The sequence below is a fragment of the Thermosipho sp. 1070 genome, assembly GCF_001682135.1.
GTDB classification, from domain to species: Bacteria; Thermotogota; Thermotogae; order Thermotogales; family Fervidobacteriaceae; genus Thermosipho; species Thermosipho affectus.
On sequence record NZ_CP007121.1, the window covers coordinates 231,980 to 250,299 of the forward strand.

Below are 18,320 nucleotides of genomic sequence, written 5' to 3' on the forward strand. Positions count from 1 at the left end.
CTTTAAAAGGGTATACTGAGTGCAAAGTCTAAATTCAAAGAATTTTCAGGTTCAAGCTCAATTGAAACGTCCTTCCCCGTTTCAGTTTTCGACCCTGTATAGAATTGGATACTATAATATAACCTTCCGCTTAAATATATATTCTTACTTAAAACAAAATCACATCTAATTCCAGGTTTTAAAGCAATCGAAGATATCACAATTTTATTGTAATGCTCAAAGTTCACACTTTCAAAATCACTTAAAGATGTACTACTCCCAGAAATTTTTTGGAATATCTCTTTTTGCAATAAAACTTCTCCCTGAAAACCAATCTGTAATTTTTCCCCAACATTAAACAAAGTAACACCAAATATCTTTACATTAAAGTCAAATCCCAATCCTCTAACCAAATATTCTTTATCTGGATCAAAATTTGCAAACAGGCTAAAACCATATGCCACTGGAGAATTGTGTTGAGGATCAACATTTTTTTCATATCCAAAAAACATAACAAAATTTTGTAATAAAGAATAATTATTCATTAAATTAGTATCGGCTGGCTTTAAATATCTCAATCCTAACCAAGTCGATTGATTTAATGTAAAAGAAAAAATACTTAAAGACAATAACAATGCAAATATCATAACCACTCTTTTCATGCAACTCACCTCCAATTAATATTATATCACAAAAACTAAACTATAATAACGTACAAAAGCGCACTAACAGCTGCTGCAAATGGAACAGTAACAAACCAAGAAATTATAATATTTTTCAATATTCCAACATTAACAACTTCAATTCCTCTTGCAAATCCAACTCCTGAAACTGCACCTACCACTGTATGAGTGGTGGATATAGGCATACCAAATGTGGACGCAAGTAAAACTGTAGTAGCAGTTGCAAAATCAATGGAAAAACCACGTGTATTATTCAACTCTGTTATATCTTTACCCACTGTCTTCATAACTTTATAACCCAAAATTGCTACACCAAATGATATACCAATACCACCTAATGCAAGTATATACTTTGGAATTTCTATAACTCCAGTTGCATTTCCCGTTGTCAAAATTATATAAATCAATGCCAAAGGTCCTACAGCATTTGCAACATCATTTGCACCATGTGCAAAACTCACATAGCAAGAAGTTACAACCTGTGCTTTTTTAAAGACTTTTTCAACTAAATCATATTCTCTGCCTTCCCCACCAAATTTTCTTATATATAGAAAAGAAACAAAAAACACCAACATCCCAATGAAAATACCCACGTAATTTCCAAATATAGCATCTTTTTTCAAAGTTTTCACTACAAAAAGAAAAGCTATTGTATAAAACGCTCCACCTAAAAGTACTGGTGCAACAATTTTAGCGGCCTTTAATGGATTTTTTCTGTGTAAAATGCTCCATGATATAAATTTAAATATCACAAATGCTAAAGAACCACCAATAAGTGGTGAAATCACCCAGGTTGTTACTATCTTTAGTAAGGTAATCCAATTAACATAACCTACCCCTCCAGCAGCAAGTCCAAAACCAATCATTCCCCCTACAATTGAGTGGGTAGTTGAAACGGGCATTCCCCAGTAAGTTGCAATTAAAACCCAAATTGTAGCCGCAATAAGTGCGGAAAAAGCTCCCACTAAAATTTTATTTGGATCATATATCATATTTAAATCAACTATACCTTTTGCAATGGTTTTAGTAACATGTGCACCAAATAAAAGCGCACCTAAAAATTCCAAAATAGCTGCTATAAAAACTGCTTGTTTAGGAGTAATTGCACGCGCTCCAACAGCTGTTGCCATACTATTTGCAACATCATTTGCTCCAATAGAAAATGCCATTCCAAACCCAACTAAAAATGCAGCAAACACTAACAAAACTAACACCTCCTACCTAATTATCATTCTTATTCTTTCCACAACATTTTCAGCTCTATCTGCTATTTTCATCATTAAAACCACTATACTATTTAGAAAAATCACATCTACGGGATTCATAATACTTTTTTGAGCATATAACAGTTTCCCGATTTCTATTCCTAATTTATCAGTTGAACTTTCATCTTTTTCCACATCAAATGTTAAATTATCTTCTTTTTCAACTTCGTTTGGGGAAAAATCAGATTCAACTACCGTTCTTAATTCATCAACAGTAAGTTTCATGTACTTTATCACTTCATATACGTAGTTTCCCATCTTCTCTATCTCTTCAATTATCTCATTAGGACAATTTTCCACTCTATTCATCGTCATTACTTTCACAAAATCATCTACTGCGTCAATAATTGAATCTTGATTATGCACTATTTCCAATGCATCTATTCTATCAAAATAACTCCACCTTAATTTTGTGTAAACTTCTCTCAATTTTGTCTTAATTTCATCAGCTTTTGATTCATATTCATCAATTTTTTTTGAATATTCCAAAATTTCTTTTGCATTAAAATAATCTTTTAATATTTTAGGAACTAATTCTCCTGCATTTAGACAATATTGCGCATGTTCACTCAAAAGTTTAGTTGGGGAAATTTCAGGAAAAAGTCTATCAATAAATCTTTTCATGTTAACCCTCCTCTTTATTTTGATAATTAAACCCAAACTTTGGAAATAACAAAGTTCCCAATATCAACGGAAAATAAAAAGTTATAATTCTATATATAGTTATTAACTCAATAGCTTTATTTCCACCAAATATTTGTGAAAACACTAATTGGTATGTTCCTTCAATACCACCACTTGATCCAGGGGTAGGTATATAATATGCCACCGAATTTAACAAAGCCAATACCCCAATTATGTACCAAAAATTTATATTAACAACAAACATATAAAGTATAAACCCATACATACATATAGTTAAAAAATAAAGAATTATATCAAAAAATAACATCCACGGATTTTTCACCCAAAGTATATTTATACTTTCATGCAACGAATCTATCCACTTTAAAATCTTATCCTTTTCCATCCTTTTCTTAAATATTCTTCCAAAAAACAACAATATCTTTTCCAAAAATTTCCTGTTGACAAATCCTAAAAATATAAGTATAGAAACCCCCAAACTTACCAAAAATCCCACAACTATTAATGTAAACCCAATACTTTTTGGATATGCATTTAATATTGGTTTTACAAAAATTAAATCAAGTGCAAGAATTACTATTGAAATTTCTAAAGTTCTAGAAATTATTATATTTGTTGCATCTTCTGTTTTCACCCCAATTTTTGAAAGATGATAAATTTGATACGGTTGACCACCTATGGACATAGGTGTAATAAACGAAAAAAATTTACCAAAAAATACGTTCCTTACTGTTTCAAAAAATGGTATTTTATAACCAAAAAAGCATAATAATAGCTTTAATCTCAAAGAATCAATCAAATATATCAATATTAGAATAAAAATTCCCAATATGAATTTCTTTGACAAAAATACATTTATCCCAACACTAAATGAATAAAAAAATTGAAAGAGGATAATAACCGAAAAACTAATAGCTATCGATACAAATACCTTTTTATATATCCCATTCAAAGTTCTCAACCCCTGCCAAAAACAAATCTTCTTTGGTTGTTATCTTTATATTTGATTTTTCACCCATAACAACATATACATCAAAACCTGCTTTTAAAACTACAGACGAATCATCTGTGTAATTTTCTAAATCTTTTACTTTCTCGAATGCTTCTAAAAGGACAGAAAATTTAAAAGTTTGTGGGGTTTGAATGGAAAATAATTTCTTTCTAGGTGGGACGGTCTTCACTCTATCATTTTCAACAAAAGCAACGGTATTTTCAACAGGTAAAGCTGTTACTACTGCACCATAATTATCAACAAATTCAATATTTTTCGACAAAATTTCTTTATTTACAAATGGTCTTGCACCATCGTGTATAATAACATTATCTTCTTTTGAAATTTTATCTTTTAAATAATTTATAGCACTTAACGTAGAATACTCCCTCGCAAAACCTCCTGTTATTATTTTTACTTTTTGACCGTATTTTTTCAAAATTTTCCTTGATTTCTCTAAGTAATCCTTATTTACAACTACAACAATTAAATGTATAAAATCTTCAAAAAATTTTTCCAGAGTATGCTCCATTAAAGTCTTGCCGTTAAATTTTAAAAATTGCTTTGGAATTTTTTGTGAAAACCTTTTTCCACTACCTCCAAAGAGTATTACTCCAACATTCATAAAAATCACCTATTCTTATCCAACTTATATATTTTAATCTTATAAGAAAGTGTTTTATAATTAATATTCAACATTTTTGCAGCTTTCATCCTATTCCCTGATTTCTTTAATGCAAGTGAAATATATCTTTTCTCCACATGTTTCACCAATTTACTCGTAAAATTAATTAAATCAATACCGGAAAATGTAGACTTTTTAAATTTTGGTATATTTAACATACCATTTGTCGCATATTCACTTGCAACTTTCACAAGTTCTTTTGTATTTCCAGGCCAATTATAAAGTTTTAATAATTCATATTCTTCATCATCCGGTATTCTCTTTTCGATATTATTGTATTTAAAATAGATAGAAGATAAAACTTTATCAAACATAAAAACAATGTCTTCCTTTCTATCCCGAAGTGGTGGTATCTTTTCCCCCTTTGTTTTTGAAAAAGTAACCTTTACTCCTGGGAGTTTTAAGCGAATATATGATACATATTCATTTAAATACATGCCATCTTCGTATTTTAAAGTCGCTTTTTCTTTATCCTTATACATTGATATTAATTTGTTTAAAAACTCATGTATTACAGGACCTTGGAGTTCTGGAAAAGAATACAACATATCAAATTCTCTTTTCAAATCATCATATCTCTGTCTTTCTTCAAGATACAAAACTGCAAGCTCCAATTCCCTTATGGAATACACCACAAACTTACCCGGAACATTCTTTTTTTCAGTTAAATATACAACATCCCAATAATTTTCTTTTAATTTTTCTTCTAAGTTTAAATCATAAATATCAAAAACAACATTCTGATGGTTATATAAAAATCCCCTCAGGTCCTCCACGAGAGCCTGAGGGATAAGAATTCTAATCAACATTTCACCCCTTAATAATTCGTGTTCCAGTTTCACCCCTCAAGGCTTTATCCAATACACTCATATCTGTTATCAAACATTCTTTACCAGTTGCTTCAACAAAATCTATTGCAGCTTCTATTTTAGGTCCCATACTTCCTTTTGGAAAATGACCTTCTTTTAGGTGTTTTTTTGCATCAGAAACAGTTAATCTATCCAACGCTTTTTGATCTTCTTTTCCATAATTTAAGTAAACTTTCTCAACACCTGTTAAAATAATTAAAACATCCGCACCAATTTCCTTGGCAAGTAACGCACTTGCCCTATCTTTATCAATTACGGCTTCCACGCCCTTTAATCTTCCATCTTCAAGGACTACAGGAATTCCCCCACCACCTGCTGCTATAACAATCACATCATTTTTCATAAGCAATTTTATCACATCTTTTTCAATAATGTCCAGAGGTTTTGGAGATGGAACAACTCTCCTCCAACCTCTACCCGCATCTTCAACTATTTTCCAACCTTTTTCACGTTCCAATTCTTCTGCCTCTTCTTTTGTATAAAAAGGTCCGACAGGTTTAGTTGGGTTTTCAAAAGCGGGATCATTTTTATCCACTATTATTTGTGTAATCAAAGCGGAAATTTCCCTCTTCCTTCCTTTCTCTTTCAAACAATTATTCAAGGTTTGAGCAATCATATATCCTAAACTACCTTGAGTTTGTGCATCATTAACATCAATAGGAAAAGGTGGAATTTTATTTTTTGCAATTTCCTGTTGGATTAGCAAATTTCCAACTTGTGGTCCATTTCCGTGAGTAATCGCAATATCATACTCATCAAGCATATTAACTATATAACTTGCAGTTTCAGAAAGATTTTTTATCATATTTTGTGCAGTGGGTTTTTCTCCTGGCCTATTAACTGCATTCCCACCAATTGCAACAACAGCTAATTTTTTCATTATTTTCCCTCCTTTTGTACACTAATAGCCGCTGCAATAGCAAGTGAATTTTTCTTTGATTCACTTGTATCAGCACGTGAAACTATAACAATAGGCGCCTTTGCCCCCATCACTATACCGGCAATCTTACCATTGGCAAGATAAATTGCAGATTTTCCTAAAAAATTTCCGCTATGTATATCTGGCACAACCAATATATCTGCCTTTCCCGCTACATCACCTGAAACTTTTTTTATTTTAGCCGCAAATTCACTTAAAGCATTATCCAATCCCAACGGTCCATCTACTACACAACCTTTTATTTGACCTCTCTGCGCCATCTTTGCAATAATTGCCGCTTCCATAGTTTCAGGCATATCTGGATTTACAACCTCAACTGCTGCAATAAGGCCTACCTTCGGTTCTTTATATCCCAATTTATGTGCAAGTTCAACAGCATTTTTAATAATTTGAACCTTTTGTTCCAATGTTGGCTTTATTACCATTCCGCCATCTGTAACAAGCACAATCCTATCCATGCCCGGTGTCTCTAATAATGCAACGTGAGATAACAAACCATTTCCTCTCAATCCCCATTCTTTGTTTAAAACTGCTTTTAATAAAGTGGAAGTTTTAATAAGGCCTTTCATTAGAATATTGGCATCACCAGATGAAACTAATTTCACTGCTTTTTCCGCTATCTCATTTTCAGATTTTGCATCAACAACTGGCAAATCCATGCCTAATCCATTTAAATTTCTTCTCACAATTTCCTCATTTCCAACCAAAATAGCTTTTATTCCATAATCTTTGACATCTTTTATAGCTTTTAAAGCCTCTATATCCTCTGCACCAGCTAATGAAACAACCGCATCTTTGGTCTTTGCAATATCTACAATTTCTTCAAAACTCTTTAGCATTCCTTCACCTCCCAAGATATTTGACAATTGATGCCATAAATGTCATACTGAGTATTGTATCAAAAACCACCCTATAGTCATCATGCACTAATTTAACTTTCCTTCCATCAATTCTTTTAACAAGTGGCAACATTTCCACCAAATCAGCACGAGCTGTATCTGAAAGTTCAACGACTAATTCTATAGGTTTCTCAAATTTTACAATTTCAAATTCCTCTCTTGGTACCCCTATCATTTGCTTTGTCTTATTCTCAATATCCAAAAGAACTTTTTTCATAGATTTGTGCTTTGCAGAAAATCTTCCCAAAGAAGTTTTTGTCTCCACATAAAACAAATTTTTAAAATTAACCTGTGTTTTTAGTTTATCATCCCCTATAATCATTGCAACAGGTACATTGTAAAGTCCTGCATAAGCAGCGTTAATGATTGCTTCATTCATTATCTTTCCATTTATCCAAATATTATGTATAGAAGATGAAGAATATGTATGATCCATTACTGCATATCTTGTGCCAATTCCAGCATGATAACCAAAAAACACAACTCTATCAAAAGTTTCATCAAGACCTGTCATCATGTAATCCTTTCTCAACCCACCGGATATTATTTCCACATTATCAAATTTCTTTGTAATTTCCCACAACACGTTATCTCCCATGGCGTGAGAATCGGAAATCAACACATAATTATTTCCAACAGCTTCCAAAAATTTTTCTAGTTGTTCCATAAGCAGATGTTGTTTGAATTTAATACCATATTCCACATCAGACCACTGCGTTATCCCACCTAATCCTTCAAAATCTAATGAGACATAAATTTTCATATTTTTCACCTCCATGTTACAAATTTATTTTATCTTAAATCCCCAAAAAATCTAAGCTTCGCATACTTGTGTAAAAATTAGAAAATCAAAAATTCTCATCAATACTTAATTTTCTTTGTTCTTAAAAAAGAAATTTAATAACCCTGCCACATTGTTTCACATTATTGGGAATTTATTCAGAACATTGACACATTTTTCCCTTGAATTTTTACATTGAGGTATGAGATAATAGATTCTGCCCCACCAAAAAATATTCAAAAATAATCCTTGAGGTGTTTCCTATGAAAAAAGAGATAATAGTTGCACTAAAAGAAAAAATTAGCCGCCAAAATTGGGAAAGTTGGTTCTTGGATTTTGATATTAGGGAAATTAAAGATAAACATGTCATTTTCGAAGTTGGAAATATCTTTATAAAAGATAGGCTAGAAAAAAAGTTTAATAAAATTATTTCAAAAATAGTCAAAGATATTTTGGGAAAAGATAGTACATTTGAAATTACATACAAAGAGGTCAAAAACGTTAAAAGTGAAGCTGGTCCATTAATCAAAAAAAGACCTCTTTTAATCACACCACTTAACCCAAAATATACTTTCGAAAATTTAGTTGTAGGTGAATTTAATAAGTTTGCATACAACGTATTTATTGAAGCAAGCAAAAAACCAGGCTTTTACAACCCAATATTTCTATACAGTGGTGTTGGGCTTGGTAAAACACACCTTGCTCAAGCACTTGGAAATTATCTACTTGAAAGTAACCCAGATATGAAAGTTGCTTATCTTACAAGCGAAGAATTTATGAACGAAATGTTTTCGGCCATAAAAAACGGAAATATTGAAGATTTTAGGGAAAAATACAGAAAAAAAGCGGATATCCTAATAATAGACGATATCCAATTTTTAATAGGAATAAAATCGGCTCAAACAGAACTCTTTCATACATTCAATACTATACACGAAGCTGGAAAACAAATTATAATCTGTTCAGATAGAACCCCTCAAGAATTAAAAGATTTTCATTCAAGAATGATTTCTAGATTTCAAATGGGGTTGCTAGTAAAGATCGAAAAACCAAACAAAGAGGATTTATTTAAAATCGGCAAAAAAATCTGTCAAATGAAACACATAGAAATTGAAGACAAAATTATTGATTATATCAGTAATGTATACGATAATCCCAGACTCATACACGGGGCAATTCTAAAATTAATCGCATATAAAAATCTATACGGAAAACTAAACCTTTCTATTGCCGAAAGTATACTAACAAATGTCTCCAAACCTCCAAAATCATTTGAACAAAGACTCCTTGAAATCTTAGCAGATATTTTTGATTGTTCACCAGAGGATATAATATCATCTAAAAGGACAAAAAATATTTCATACGCAAGAAAAGTAGGAATGTACTACGCCGTCAAAAAATTAAATCTTTCAACTAGAGATGTTGGAACTATCTTTAAAAAGTCACATTCATCTGTAGTACAAAACGTAAAACAAGTGGAAAAATTGATAAATGATGGAAATATTATAGTAAAAAATTACTTAAAACAAATAGATAAAACATCAAAAACCTTTGCACATGGTGAAAGCATGTGATATAATCTTAATAGTAACTTTAATATCAGGAGGTGTCTAGGATGAAAGTTAGAGTAGACGAAGCAACATGTATCGGTTGTGGTGTATGTGAAAATCTTTGTCCAGATGTTTTCAAAATAGGCGACGATATGAAAGCAAAAGTTCTTCAACCAGAAACAGATCTCGAATGCGCAAAAGATGCAGCAGATAGCTGTCCAACATCTGCAATTACAGTTGAAGAGTAGTTAGAAAAAAAAGAAAAAACACCCTCAACTATGAGGGTGTTTTTTTATACTGCTATTTTCCTTCAAATTTAATATAATCGAATTTATTAAAAAAAACTTAAATAAAAGTGAAAAAATTAATTTTATTGTAATTTTTTACAGAATTTATGCTATAATTCTTTGTAGATAAACTTTTAAATTCATGATAGAATTAGAATCCAAAAAACAACAAAGTGGAGGTGCTAATTTGATGAAACGGGCTTTATTTTTTTCTTTTTTAATAATCTTCTCAATAATGGTATTTACGATTAATCTGGAAAAATCAAAGGAGCTGTTCTTGTATTATATCCAAAATTTTGATAATCCCAGCGATGAATTTCTTTTGACTGTCAAAAAATCTATTGACAAAGATTTACCTTTATATAGATTTTACAAAATAGCACTAGTAGGTAGTGTTGAAAAGACAGATGTAACGAAAAAGGTTGGGGATTATCTTAATGTTATATACAAGCAAACAATATCTAAAGATTACAATGAACAGCTTGCACGTGCAATGTTTTTTTCGTACCTTGAATCCTCCCTTGAAAGAAAAAAGTTTGAACCCAGCTTTATTAAATCTTCCCCAAATTTCAATCAATTTTTTAACAAATACCAGTCAAAAGTAATTTTTGCTTCCAGAAACTTCATTTCAGATCTCTTTGCAAAACATTTAGGTGCAAAAATAGATCTCCCTCATGACATCGCCGCACCATATTATACATATGAATTTAAATATACACCAAAATTCAACCAACCTGAGTTTTCAGATGAAATAAAAATTTTGCTTAATAATGAAGAAATAAAGAGTAAATTTAATGAATACCTTGGAGAAATAAAAAAACACCCAGATAGATTATCCTATTACATAAATAGGTACACCAGCCTTATGCAAAGAAACATTATAAAAGATATTTCCAATTTAAAAAATCATTTCTCTGAGTATTTCGCAAAGCTTCCTCCCAAAAAAACAAATTTTTGGTGGATAAGGTGGATCATATATGTTTTAATCATACTAATTTTCTTTAAATCAAGAAAATGGAATTATGTTATTTTAACAATTTCTATTGTTGAAATACTATATTTGTTCTTAGCATTTGATGTACTTTCAAACACAGACGCAACTATATATGGGTTAATAGCCTTCTTTGCACTGATTGCTTCCATATTTATAACACTAAAAAACAAAAAAATATTTGATATTATCATTGTTTCATTATTAGTTCTTTCATTTTTCATTCCAGCGTTTTCTACAAAAGATCTACTCATGAAAAATCAAAAAGATTTTCAGAATTCCATATATTTTGATGAACTTACAAGCGACGTCTTAAAGGATAAATATTCTAGATTTTCAAATATTATTACCAATTTGTTGACAATTGTTAATTCAAGTATTAATAATACAGAAAGTATAGTAAATAGAATAAAAATTAACCTAAACGAAATTGATAAAAACGTAAAAACAGCTGAATACAAAAGCATTGAAAACTTTGATAATAGAATTAAAGATTTTAAAAGCCTAAAAGATGAACTATCAAACTATGTAATTGAAGAAGATATAAACAAAAGCCAATTTAAAAGAGCGGAAAAAGACCTAGAAAAGTTTTCAAACAAAATAGCAAAACTCTCTTCCGAAAAATTTGAAAAATTATTTGTATCAGAACTTAAAAGAAGACTAAATTTAGAAGAAATCGCTCCATCTGTTCGTAAATTAGAAAAAATTATATCAAATACAAAAGACAAAAATAGCTTAAAAATATACTTCTATAAAACAAAATTCGGCATAATAACTTTCGTTCTTATAACAATTGGTCTATTTTTATACACTTTAAAAAACAAAAATTATTTTATTTGGATAATAGCATCGATATTGTCATCAATATTAATGCTTATAACCCCCATTAATTACATTGTCCAATTCGGTGTACCAATGTTGAAACTAAATTATACATTTACTATTCCAACATTATTTATAATTTCCATTTTAATCTTATTTAACTCATTAAAATCTTTACCCAAAAAGGGTTAAACTCTTAAAAGGAGGGATATTTCATGAAGAAATTACTTGTTTTCATTTTAGCAATGTTTTTTGTGGTAAGTGCCTTTTCATTTAAAGCAATTATGGTAACAGACACTGGAGGTCTTGGCGATAAGTCATTTAACGATGGAACTTGGGCAGGTATTCAAAGAGCCGGTAAAGATTTAGGAATAGAAACACAAGTTATTCAATCGTACGAACAAGCAGATTATATCTCAAACCTTACAAAAGCCGCTCAAGAAATACAAAAGGAACCAGATGGTGGTATCGTATATGCTGTAGGATTTATGATGACTGATGCTCTTTTCCAAGTTGCTCAACAATTTCCAGATGTATACTTTGCAGGAATAGACATTGCACCTCCAACAGAAGATGTTCCACCAAATGTAATATGTTTCTTATTCAAAGAACAAGAATCTGCGTTCTTGGTTGGATATATAGCAGCCGCAACTACAAGAACGGGAAAAGTTGGATTTATAGGTGGAATTCCTATTCCTCCTGTTGAAAGATTCAGATACGGTTTTGAAATTGGTGTGAAGGTATACAACGATTTACACGGAAGAAATGTAGAAATTTTAAAGGGTTATACAAATGCATTTAGTGATCCAAAAAAAGGTAAAGACCTTGCACTTTCACAATTTGCAGGAGGCGTAGATATTATATTCCACGCAAGTGGTGCTTGTGGTAATGGTATTATTGAAGCTGCAAAAGAAAAAATGGTATCACTCGTTGGAAAAGAAGATCTCGCAACAATTTTGGATTACGCATACTCAAACGGCGGATATTTTGCAATTGGTGTAGACGTTGATCAAGACTATATGGCACCTGGTATAGTACTTGCAAGTGCGATGAAAGGTGTAGATACAGCATCATATCTCGGTGTAAAATGGGCATACGAAGGAAATTGGATGCCAGGTATACACAAACTTGGTCTTAAAGAAAACGGTGTAAGAATGAGTCCAATGAAATACACAAAAGGGTTAGTTACTAATGATACACTTGCAGAACTTGCATACCTTGTTACACTCATTAAAAATGGCATACTTGTAATCCCAGAAACAGAAGAATCACTTAAATCCTTTAAAACCCCAAAAATAGCATTCCCATTCTAAAAGCTAAGGGGGGCTCTCCCCCTAGCTTTGTTATTTTACCAAGGTAATAAAACTTTGGTAAAGTAACAAAGCAGAAAGGAGGATTACATTGTGTATGCAGTAGAAATGGTAAACATTGTAAAAAGGTTCCCCGGAGTTTTGGCAAATGATCACGTCACCATTAGAATAAAAAAAGGCGAAATACACGCCATTGTCGGTGAAAATGGTGCTGGAAAGTCTACGCTAATGAATCAACTTTACGGATTATATCATCCAGATGAAGGTGATATCTTTATCAACGGACAAAAAGCACAAATCAAAGGGCCAAAAGATGCTATTAAAAACGGGATCGGTATGGTCCACCAGCATTTTATGCTTGTTGATACATTAACCGTTGCAGAAAATATAGTTTTAGGTAGTGAACCTACTAAAGGCATGAACTTTGATTTAACAAAAGCAAAAAAAGATGTAAAAGAACTATCTGAAAAGTATGGATTGCTAGTTGATGTAGACGCAAAAATAGAAGATATTTCCGTAGGAATGCAACAAAGAGTGGAAATTTTAAAAACATTGTACAGAGGAGCAAACATAATAATACTTGATGAACCTACAGCAGTATTAACACCTCAAGAAGTAGAAGAACTATTTGAAATAATGAGAAAGTTAAAAAAAGATGGAAAAACTATTTTGTTTATCTCGCACAAACTTCATGAAGTTATGGAAATAAGTGAAAGAATAACGGTTATGAGACTTGGAAAAGTAACTGGTGAACTTGAAACTTCAAAAACAAATCCACGAGAAATTGCAAGGCATATGGTGGGAAGGGATGTTGTATTAAGAGTTGAAAAAAAACCTCATGAACCAAAAGATGTAGTATTTGAAATAAAAAACCTTGTTGTAAATGACAATAGAGGGTTAACAGCGGTAAATAACGTCTCTTTTTCAATAAGGAAAGGTGAAATTGTAGGAATCGCAGGTGTTGCAGGAAATGGTCAAACCGAACTTGTTGAGGCTATAACAGGTTTAAGAAAAGTTAAAAGTGGTCAAATATTGTTTGAAGGTAAAGATGTTACAGGTGCAACTCCAAAGCAACTTAGGGAATTGGGACTTTCACATATCCCTGAAGATAGATTAAAACATGGAATCATTGAAGAATTTGAAGCATATTACAATGTTATTTTAGGTCAACACTATAAATCCCCATTTTCAAATGGGACATTTTTAAATCACAAAAACATATTTGAATATACAAAAAATCTTATGGAAGAATTCGATGTTCGTCCAAGGAGAATAGAACATTTAGGTGGGAATTTTTCAGGTGGTAACCAACAAAAATTAGTTGTGGGACGTGAAATTAGAATGGATCCAAAGTTTCTTGTAGTTGCACAACCCACCCGTGGTCTTGATGTAGGTGCTATTGAATTCATTCACAATCAAATATTGAATATGAGAGAAAAAGATGTTGGAATTTTGCTAATTTCAATGGAACTTGAGGAAATATTCTCGTTAAGTGATCGCATTTTGGTAATGTATGAGGGAGAAATAATGGGTGAAGTAAAGCCAAAGGAGACTACTGTTGAAGAAGTAGGTTTAATGATGATAGGCCAAAGATTAGAAGAGGTACGGAGGGGATAAGATGAATAAAAAAGTATCAGCAATACTCATTCCAATAATTTCTGTTTTAATTGCATTGTTAATTTCAACGATAATAATACTTCTTATTGGAAAAAATCCTTTAGTTGCATACTCTGCTTTAATTAGAGGATCATTTGGTTCAAAACAAGCAATTGCAGATACAATAATTAAAACCACTCCTCTAATATTAACGGGTCTTGCGGTTGGTTTTGGTTTTAGAGCTGGTGTATTTAACATTGGTGCTGAAGGTCAAATGGTTATGGGAGCGTTAATTGCTGCAACTTTTGCAGGAAATTTTGGGTCACTTCCCCCGATAATCTCCATTCCATTAACAATATTAATTGCGATGTTAGTAGGTGCAGGTTATGCTGCAATAGCTGGTTTTCTTAAGGCAAAAACTGGGGCACACGAGGTAGTTACAACAATAATGTTAAACTGGATAGCCACATACTTTGCTTCTTATATGGTTACAGGTCCTTTGAAAGTTGGATCTGGTACACCTAAAAGTCCGGAAATTGCAGATTCCGCTCAACTTCCTATCTTAATGAAAGTTGGTGCTATTGAACTGAGCGCTGGAATAATCATCGCAGTTGTCGCTGCAATATTTATGTATATTCTTCTAAACAAATCAACAACAGGTTATGAAATAAAAGCTGTAGGTTTTAATCCATATGCAGCAGAATACGGGGGAATCTCCGTTGCAAAGAATATCGTACTTGCAATGGCAATAAGTGGCGCACTTGCAGGTCTTGCAGGCGCAACTGAATTAATGGGAGTACACCATAGATTTCTCGGTGAACTTTCCGGTGGTAAGGGATTTGACGGTATCAGTATCGCATTAATTGGTCAAAATAATCCGATAGGAATAATCTTTGCAGCACTTTTAATAGGTGCATTAAGAACGGGAAGTAATGAAATGCAATTTGTCGGGGTTCCAAAACATATGGTTATGATAATACAAGGTATAGTTATCTTTCTTGTAGCTGCCGATAGAATAGTACGCACTATTATGATCAGAAAGAAGGTGGAAAAATGAGAATATTAGAGGCAATATTTCTAGTATTTGCAAACCCTCTTTTTTATAAAATTACATTAACAGCTTCAACTCCTTTAATATTTGCTTCACTTGGTGGTGTTTACAGTGAAATTACCGGCGTTGTCAACATTGCATTAGAAGGTATTATGCTCCTTGGAGCGTTTACATCTGTAGTATTTACATATTTTACTGGTAGTGTGTGGATTGGAATATTAATGGCAGTAGTCTCTGGTGTTGCCTTTGCATGGTTGCATGCTTGGGGAAGTATTAAATGGGCTGGAAACCAGGTAGTTTTGGGAACTGCATTAATACTAATTGCACAAGGTGTAACCGGATTTTTAATGGTACCAATTTTTGGAAAACCAGGACAAACTGATTTTGTTGGAAAAGTTAAAGAAATAAAGATTCCAGGTCTTTCAGATATACCTTTTATTGGAAAGATATTTGGAGAGTTAAGTCCATTTATATACATAGCGTTCATATCAGTTGCATTTTCATGGTGGCTTATATACAAAACCAAATTGGGACTTAGAATGAGAGCTGTAGGTGAAAACCCAGAAGCTGCAGATACTCTAGGTGTTAATGTCTACGGTATAAGATACTTTGGAGTTTTAATGAGTGGTGTTTGGGCAAGTCTTGCAGGTGCGTATCTTAGTATCGGTGAAGTAGGACATTTTAGAGAATTAATGTCAGGTGGAAGAGGTTTTATTGCACTTGCAGCTATGATTTTGGGAAAATATAATCCAGTTGGTGCAATGCTTGCAAGTTTGTTATTTGGTGCATCAAGTGCTTTTGCTAATCAAATGCAAAGTAGTTCTCTAATCCATGTTTCAGCTACAGTTAAACCATTATTTGATATGATACCATTTGTCCTTACAATAATCGTTGTTGCAGGATTCGTTGGAAAATCACGTCCACCAAAAGCTGATGGAGTACCATATGAAAAAGTATCATAATGAAAAAGTATCAAAAAAAGGCTTCGGATAATCCGAAGCCTTTGATCTATTTATATACAAAATAAAAAAGACGAAGCTTGGGCTTCGTCTTTTTAATTGGCGGGGACGACGGGATTTGAACCCGCGGCCACCGGTGTGACAGACCGGCGTGATAACCAGGCTTCACCACGTCCCCAACTCTGGTAAGGAAATTCTATCACGATATTTTAAACTTGTCAATTATCTTCTATCAAAGGCAAAGCACAATGCTTTGCCTTATCTGGCGGGGACGACGGGATTTGAACCCGCGGCCACCGGTGTGACAGACCGGCGTGATAACCAGGCTTCACCACGTCCCCAACTCATCTTTTTCACAAAGACCATTATTTATTTTGCCATATACTCTTTGTTTTGTCAACATATCTTTTAGTAAAATTTTAGTTAATTTATCCTTCGTTTTTTACTAATTCATTAATCTTTCCTTTATCAAATAAAAACTTTGCTATATATAGAAAAGGAGTGTCAGCAGCTGCTACTATCCATTTGAAAAAATATGTTGTCCACAAAATACTCCAAAACACATTTAACTCATAAACACCCCAAAACGCTATAAAACAAAACACAAAACTATCAATAAGCTGTGAAATCATTGTTGATAAATTATTTCTTATCCATAGATATTTTGTTTGAGGAAATTTCTTTTTCCATATATGAAAGGCCCAGATATCGTGCATTTGCGAAAGCCAATATGCAGAAAGTGATGCAATAACTATTCTTGGCATAAAAGAAAAAATAGTAACCAACGCTTCCTGTGAAAAATCAGATGCATCTGGTTTAAACAACAATGCAATTTGCATCATTATTGTCATGGTAATTAAACTCAAAAAACCAACCAAAACTGCCTTTCTTGCTTCCTTTTTCCCATAATTTTCGGAAAGGATATCAGTAACCAAAAATGTAGTTCCGTAAACTATATTCCCCAATGTCGCAACAAATCCAAATAACTCTACCGTCTTAATAACTTGGATATTTGCAATAATAGTTGCCAAAGTAGTCCAAATAAACAATCCAGTCTTACCAAAATACTTGTAAAAAATTAATATACCGGAAAAGTTAGCAACCATCAATACTATCCAAAGGATTTCGTTACTCACCAAAATACCTCCTTATTCTAATATTTCTATCCCAAAACCAGCCATTCCAATTCCCACATGTGTCGAAATTACCTTTCCAGTACTCGACTTATCAAAATAAACTACTTGGTATCTTTCTTTTATTAATTTGTACATTTCATCAACATGTTCTCCTCCATTGCAATGTATACCCGTTAAACCAATCTTTTTTCCTATTTTTACTCCTTCTTCCTCCATCTTAGTCAAAATCATATTATAAGCCTTTTTATACCCTCTAACCTTATCAAAAGGTATTAATTCACCCTCATCATTAATATAAATACCAACTTTTATCTTCAGTAAATTCCCGACAAATCCAGAAAATCTACTAACTCTTCCACCTTTAACCAATGAATTAAAATCAGATACAAAAAAGATCGCATGAAACTTCTTCTTTTTTCTTGCATCAATAATTTTCTTTTCAACTTCTTCTAAATCCAGACCAGCATCTAGCAACTCCCTTGCATATCTTGCCATGTTGGAAATAATTGAAGATGCCATTCTTGTATCTATAACCTTTATTGGTATATCAAATTCTTGAGATGCAAGTAATGCTGAATTGTATGTACCTGATATTTTTGTAGATATTGTTAAAACCAAAATCCCTTCATATCCTTCTTCTATAGCTCTCATATATGCATTTTGAAACTGCACAATTGATGGCTGAGATGTTTTTGGCAATTCTTGTGCGTTTAAAAGTTTTTCGTAAAATTTTTCCAATTCTTTTTCATTTCTTGTATCATCTGGTTCGCTTTCACCACTTATCCAATTAATATGTAGCGGTACAATTTCAATATCATACTTTTCAAGCCAACTTTCCGGAATATCAGATGTACTATCTAAGATAATCTTTGTCTTCATAT

At 32.3% G+C, this 18,320-nt stretch carries 18 protein-coding genes and 2 tRNA genes; 7 read left to right on the forward strand and 13 right to left on the reverse strand.

The genetic code is table 11. The annotated features are described in order from the left end of the window. Positions 1-2 precede the first annotated feature (2 nt). Genes Y592_RS01145 through Y592_RS01185 form a run of 9 tightly spaced genes read right to left on the reverse strand, consistent with a single transcriptional unit; the run spans position 3 to position 7,719 of the window. Complete coding sequence (locus tag Y592_RS01145; protein WP_075665252.1) at positions 3-641, reverse strand: hypothetical protein; 639 nt, start codon at positions 639-641, stop codon at positions 3-5. A gap of 35 nt (positions 642-676) precedes the next feature. Continuing rightward, entirely contained in the window at positions 677-1,831 is a 1,155-nt protein-coding gene (locus Y592_RS01150; RefSeq protein WP_088368969.1) for an inorganic phosphate transporter, read from the reverse strand. Between the two features lie 48 nt (positions 1,832-1,879). After that, the gene (locus Y592_RS01155) at positions 1,880-2,551 is read right to left on the reverse strand and encodes a DUF47 domain-containing protein (RefSeq protein WP_075665253.1); all 672 of its coding nucleotides are present in this window, start codon (positions 2,549-2,551) and stop codon (positions 1,880-1,882) included. A 1-nt stretch (position 2,552) separates the two neighbouring features. After that, complete coding sequence (locus Y592_RS01160; RefSeq protein ID WP_088368830.1) at positions 2,553-3,524, reverse strand: lysylphosphatidylglycerol synthase transmembrane domain-containing protein; 972 nt, start codon at positions 3,522-3,524, stop codon at positions 2,553-2,555. After that, the gene (gene ispD, locus Y592_RS01165; RefSeq protein WP_075665255.1) at positions 3,508-4,188 is read right to left on the reverse strand and encodes a 2-C-methyl-D-erythritol 4-phosphate cytidylyltransferase; all 681 of its coding nucleotides are present in this window, start codon (positions 4,186-4,188) and stop codon (positions 3,508-3,510) included. Before ispD ends, Y592_RS01160 begins: the two co-directional genes overlap by 17 nt. 5 nt (positions 4,189-4,193) lie before the next feature. After that, complete coding sequence (locus Y592_RS01170) at positions 4,194-5,057, reverse strand: helix-turn-helix domain-containing protein (RefSeq protein WP_369799918.1); 864 nt, start codon at positions 5,055-5,057, stop codon at positions 4,194-4,196. Between the two features lies 1 nt (position 5,058). Next, a complete protein-coding gene (gene arcC, locus Y592_RS01175) occupies positions 5,059-5,997 on the reverse strand; it encodes a carbamate kinase (protein WP_075665256.1) in 939 nt (312 codons plus the stop codon). After that, a complete protein-coding gene (locus tag Y592_RS01180; RefSeq protein WP_088368831.1) occupies positions 5,997-6,896 on the reverse strand; it encodes a bifunctional enoyl-CoA hydratase/phosphate acetyltransferase in 900 nt (299 codons plus the stop codon). Before Y592_RS01180 ends, arcC begins: the two co-directional genes overlap by 1 nt. A 4-nt stretch (positions 6,897-6,900) precedes the next feature. After that, positions 6,901-7,719, reverse strand: coding sequence for a M55 family metallopeptidase (locus Y592_RS01185; protein WP_075665258.1), 819 nt, complete (start codon positions 7,717-7,719; stop codon positions 6,901-6,903). Between the two features lie 281 nt (positions 7,720-8,000). Between Y592_RS01185 and dnaA the strand changes: the two genes are divergently transcribed. From dnaA to Y592_RS01220, 7 genes are all read left to right on the forward strand, one after another. Continuing rightward, entirely contained in the window at positions 8,001-9,311 is a 1,311-nt protein-coding gene (gene dnaA, locus Y592_RS01190) for a chromosomal replication initiator protein DnaA (RefSeq protein WP_075665259.1), read from the forward strand. A gap of 41 nt (positions 9,312-9,352) precedes the next feature. Continuing rightward, positions 9,353-9,535: a ferredoxin gene (locus Y592_RS01195; RefSeq protein ID WP_075665260.1), complete on the forward strand. Its 183-nt coding sequence runs from the start codon at positions 9,353-9,355 to the stop codon at positions 9,533-9,535. Positions 9,536-9,764: 229 nt separating this feature from the next. After that, complete coding sequence (locus tag Y592_RS01200; protein WP_075666672.1) at positions 9,765-11,579, forward strand: hypothetical protein; 1,815 nt, start codon at positions 9,765-9,767, stop codon at positions 11,577-11,579. Positions 11,580-11,602: 23 nt separating this feature from the next. Further along, on the forward strand, positions 11,603-12,700 hold the full coding sequence (locus Y592_RS01205; protein ID WP_075665261.1) for a BMP family lipoprotein: 1,098 nt from the start codon (positions 11,603-11,605) through the stop codon (positions 12,698-12,700). 105 nt (positions 12,701-12,805) lie between these two features. Next, complete coding sequence (locus Y592_RS01210; RefSeq protein WP_269465626.1) at positions 12,806-14,314, forward strand: ABC transporter ATP-binding protein; 1,509 nt, start codon at positions 12,806-12,808, stop codon at positions 14,312-14,314. A gap of 1 nt (position 14,315) precedes the next feature. Further along, complete coding sequence (locus Y592_RS01215) at positions 14,316-15,350, forward strand: ABC transporter permease (protein WP_075665263.1); 1,035 nt, start codon at positions 14,316-14,318, stop codon at positions 15,348-15,350. Then, entirely contained in the window at positions 15,347-16,306 is a 960-nt protein-coding gene (locus Y592_RS01220) for an ABC transporter permease (protein ID WP_075665264.1), read from the forward strand. Before Y592_RS01215 ends, Y592_RS01220 begins: the two co-directional genes overlap by 4 nt. 97 nt (positions 16,307-16,403) lie before the next feature. Here the strand turns inward: Y592_RS01220 and Y592_RS01225 are convergent. The 4 genes from Y592_RS01225 to Y592_RS01240 form a co-directional block, all read right to left on the reverse strand. Further along, positions 16,404-16,481: transfer RNA gene (locus tag Y592_RS01225), tRNA-Asp, on the reverse strand. Between the two features lie 85 nt (positions 16,482-16,566). Further along, positions 16,567-16,644: transfer RNA gene (locus Y592_RS01230), tRNA-Asp, on the reverse strand. Positions 16,645-16,731: 87 nt separating this feature from the next. Beyond that, positions 16,732-17,439 (reverse strand): queuosine precursor transporter, encoded by a 708-nt coding sequence (locus tag Y592_RS01235; RefSeq protein ID WP_077287119.1) that lies wholly within the window; start codon positions 17,437-17,439, stop codon positions 16,732-16,734. 12 nt (positions 17,440-17,451) lie between these two features. Then, positions 17,452-18,318: a DegV family protein gene (locus Y592_RS01240; protein WP_075665265.1), complete on the reverse strand. Its 867-nt coding sequence runs from the start codon at positions 18,316-18,318 to the stop codon at positions 17,452-17,454. Positions 18,319-18,320: the final 2 nt, after the last annotated feature.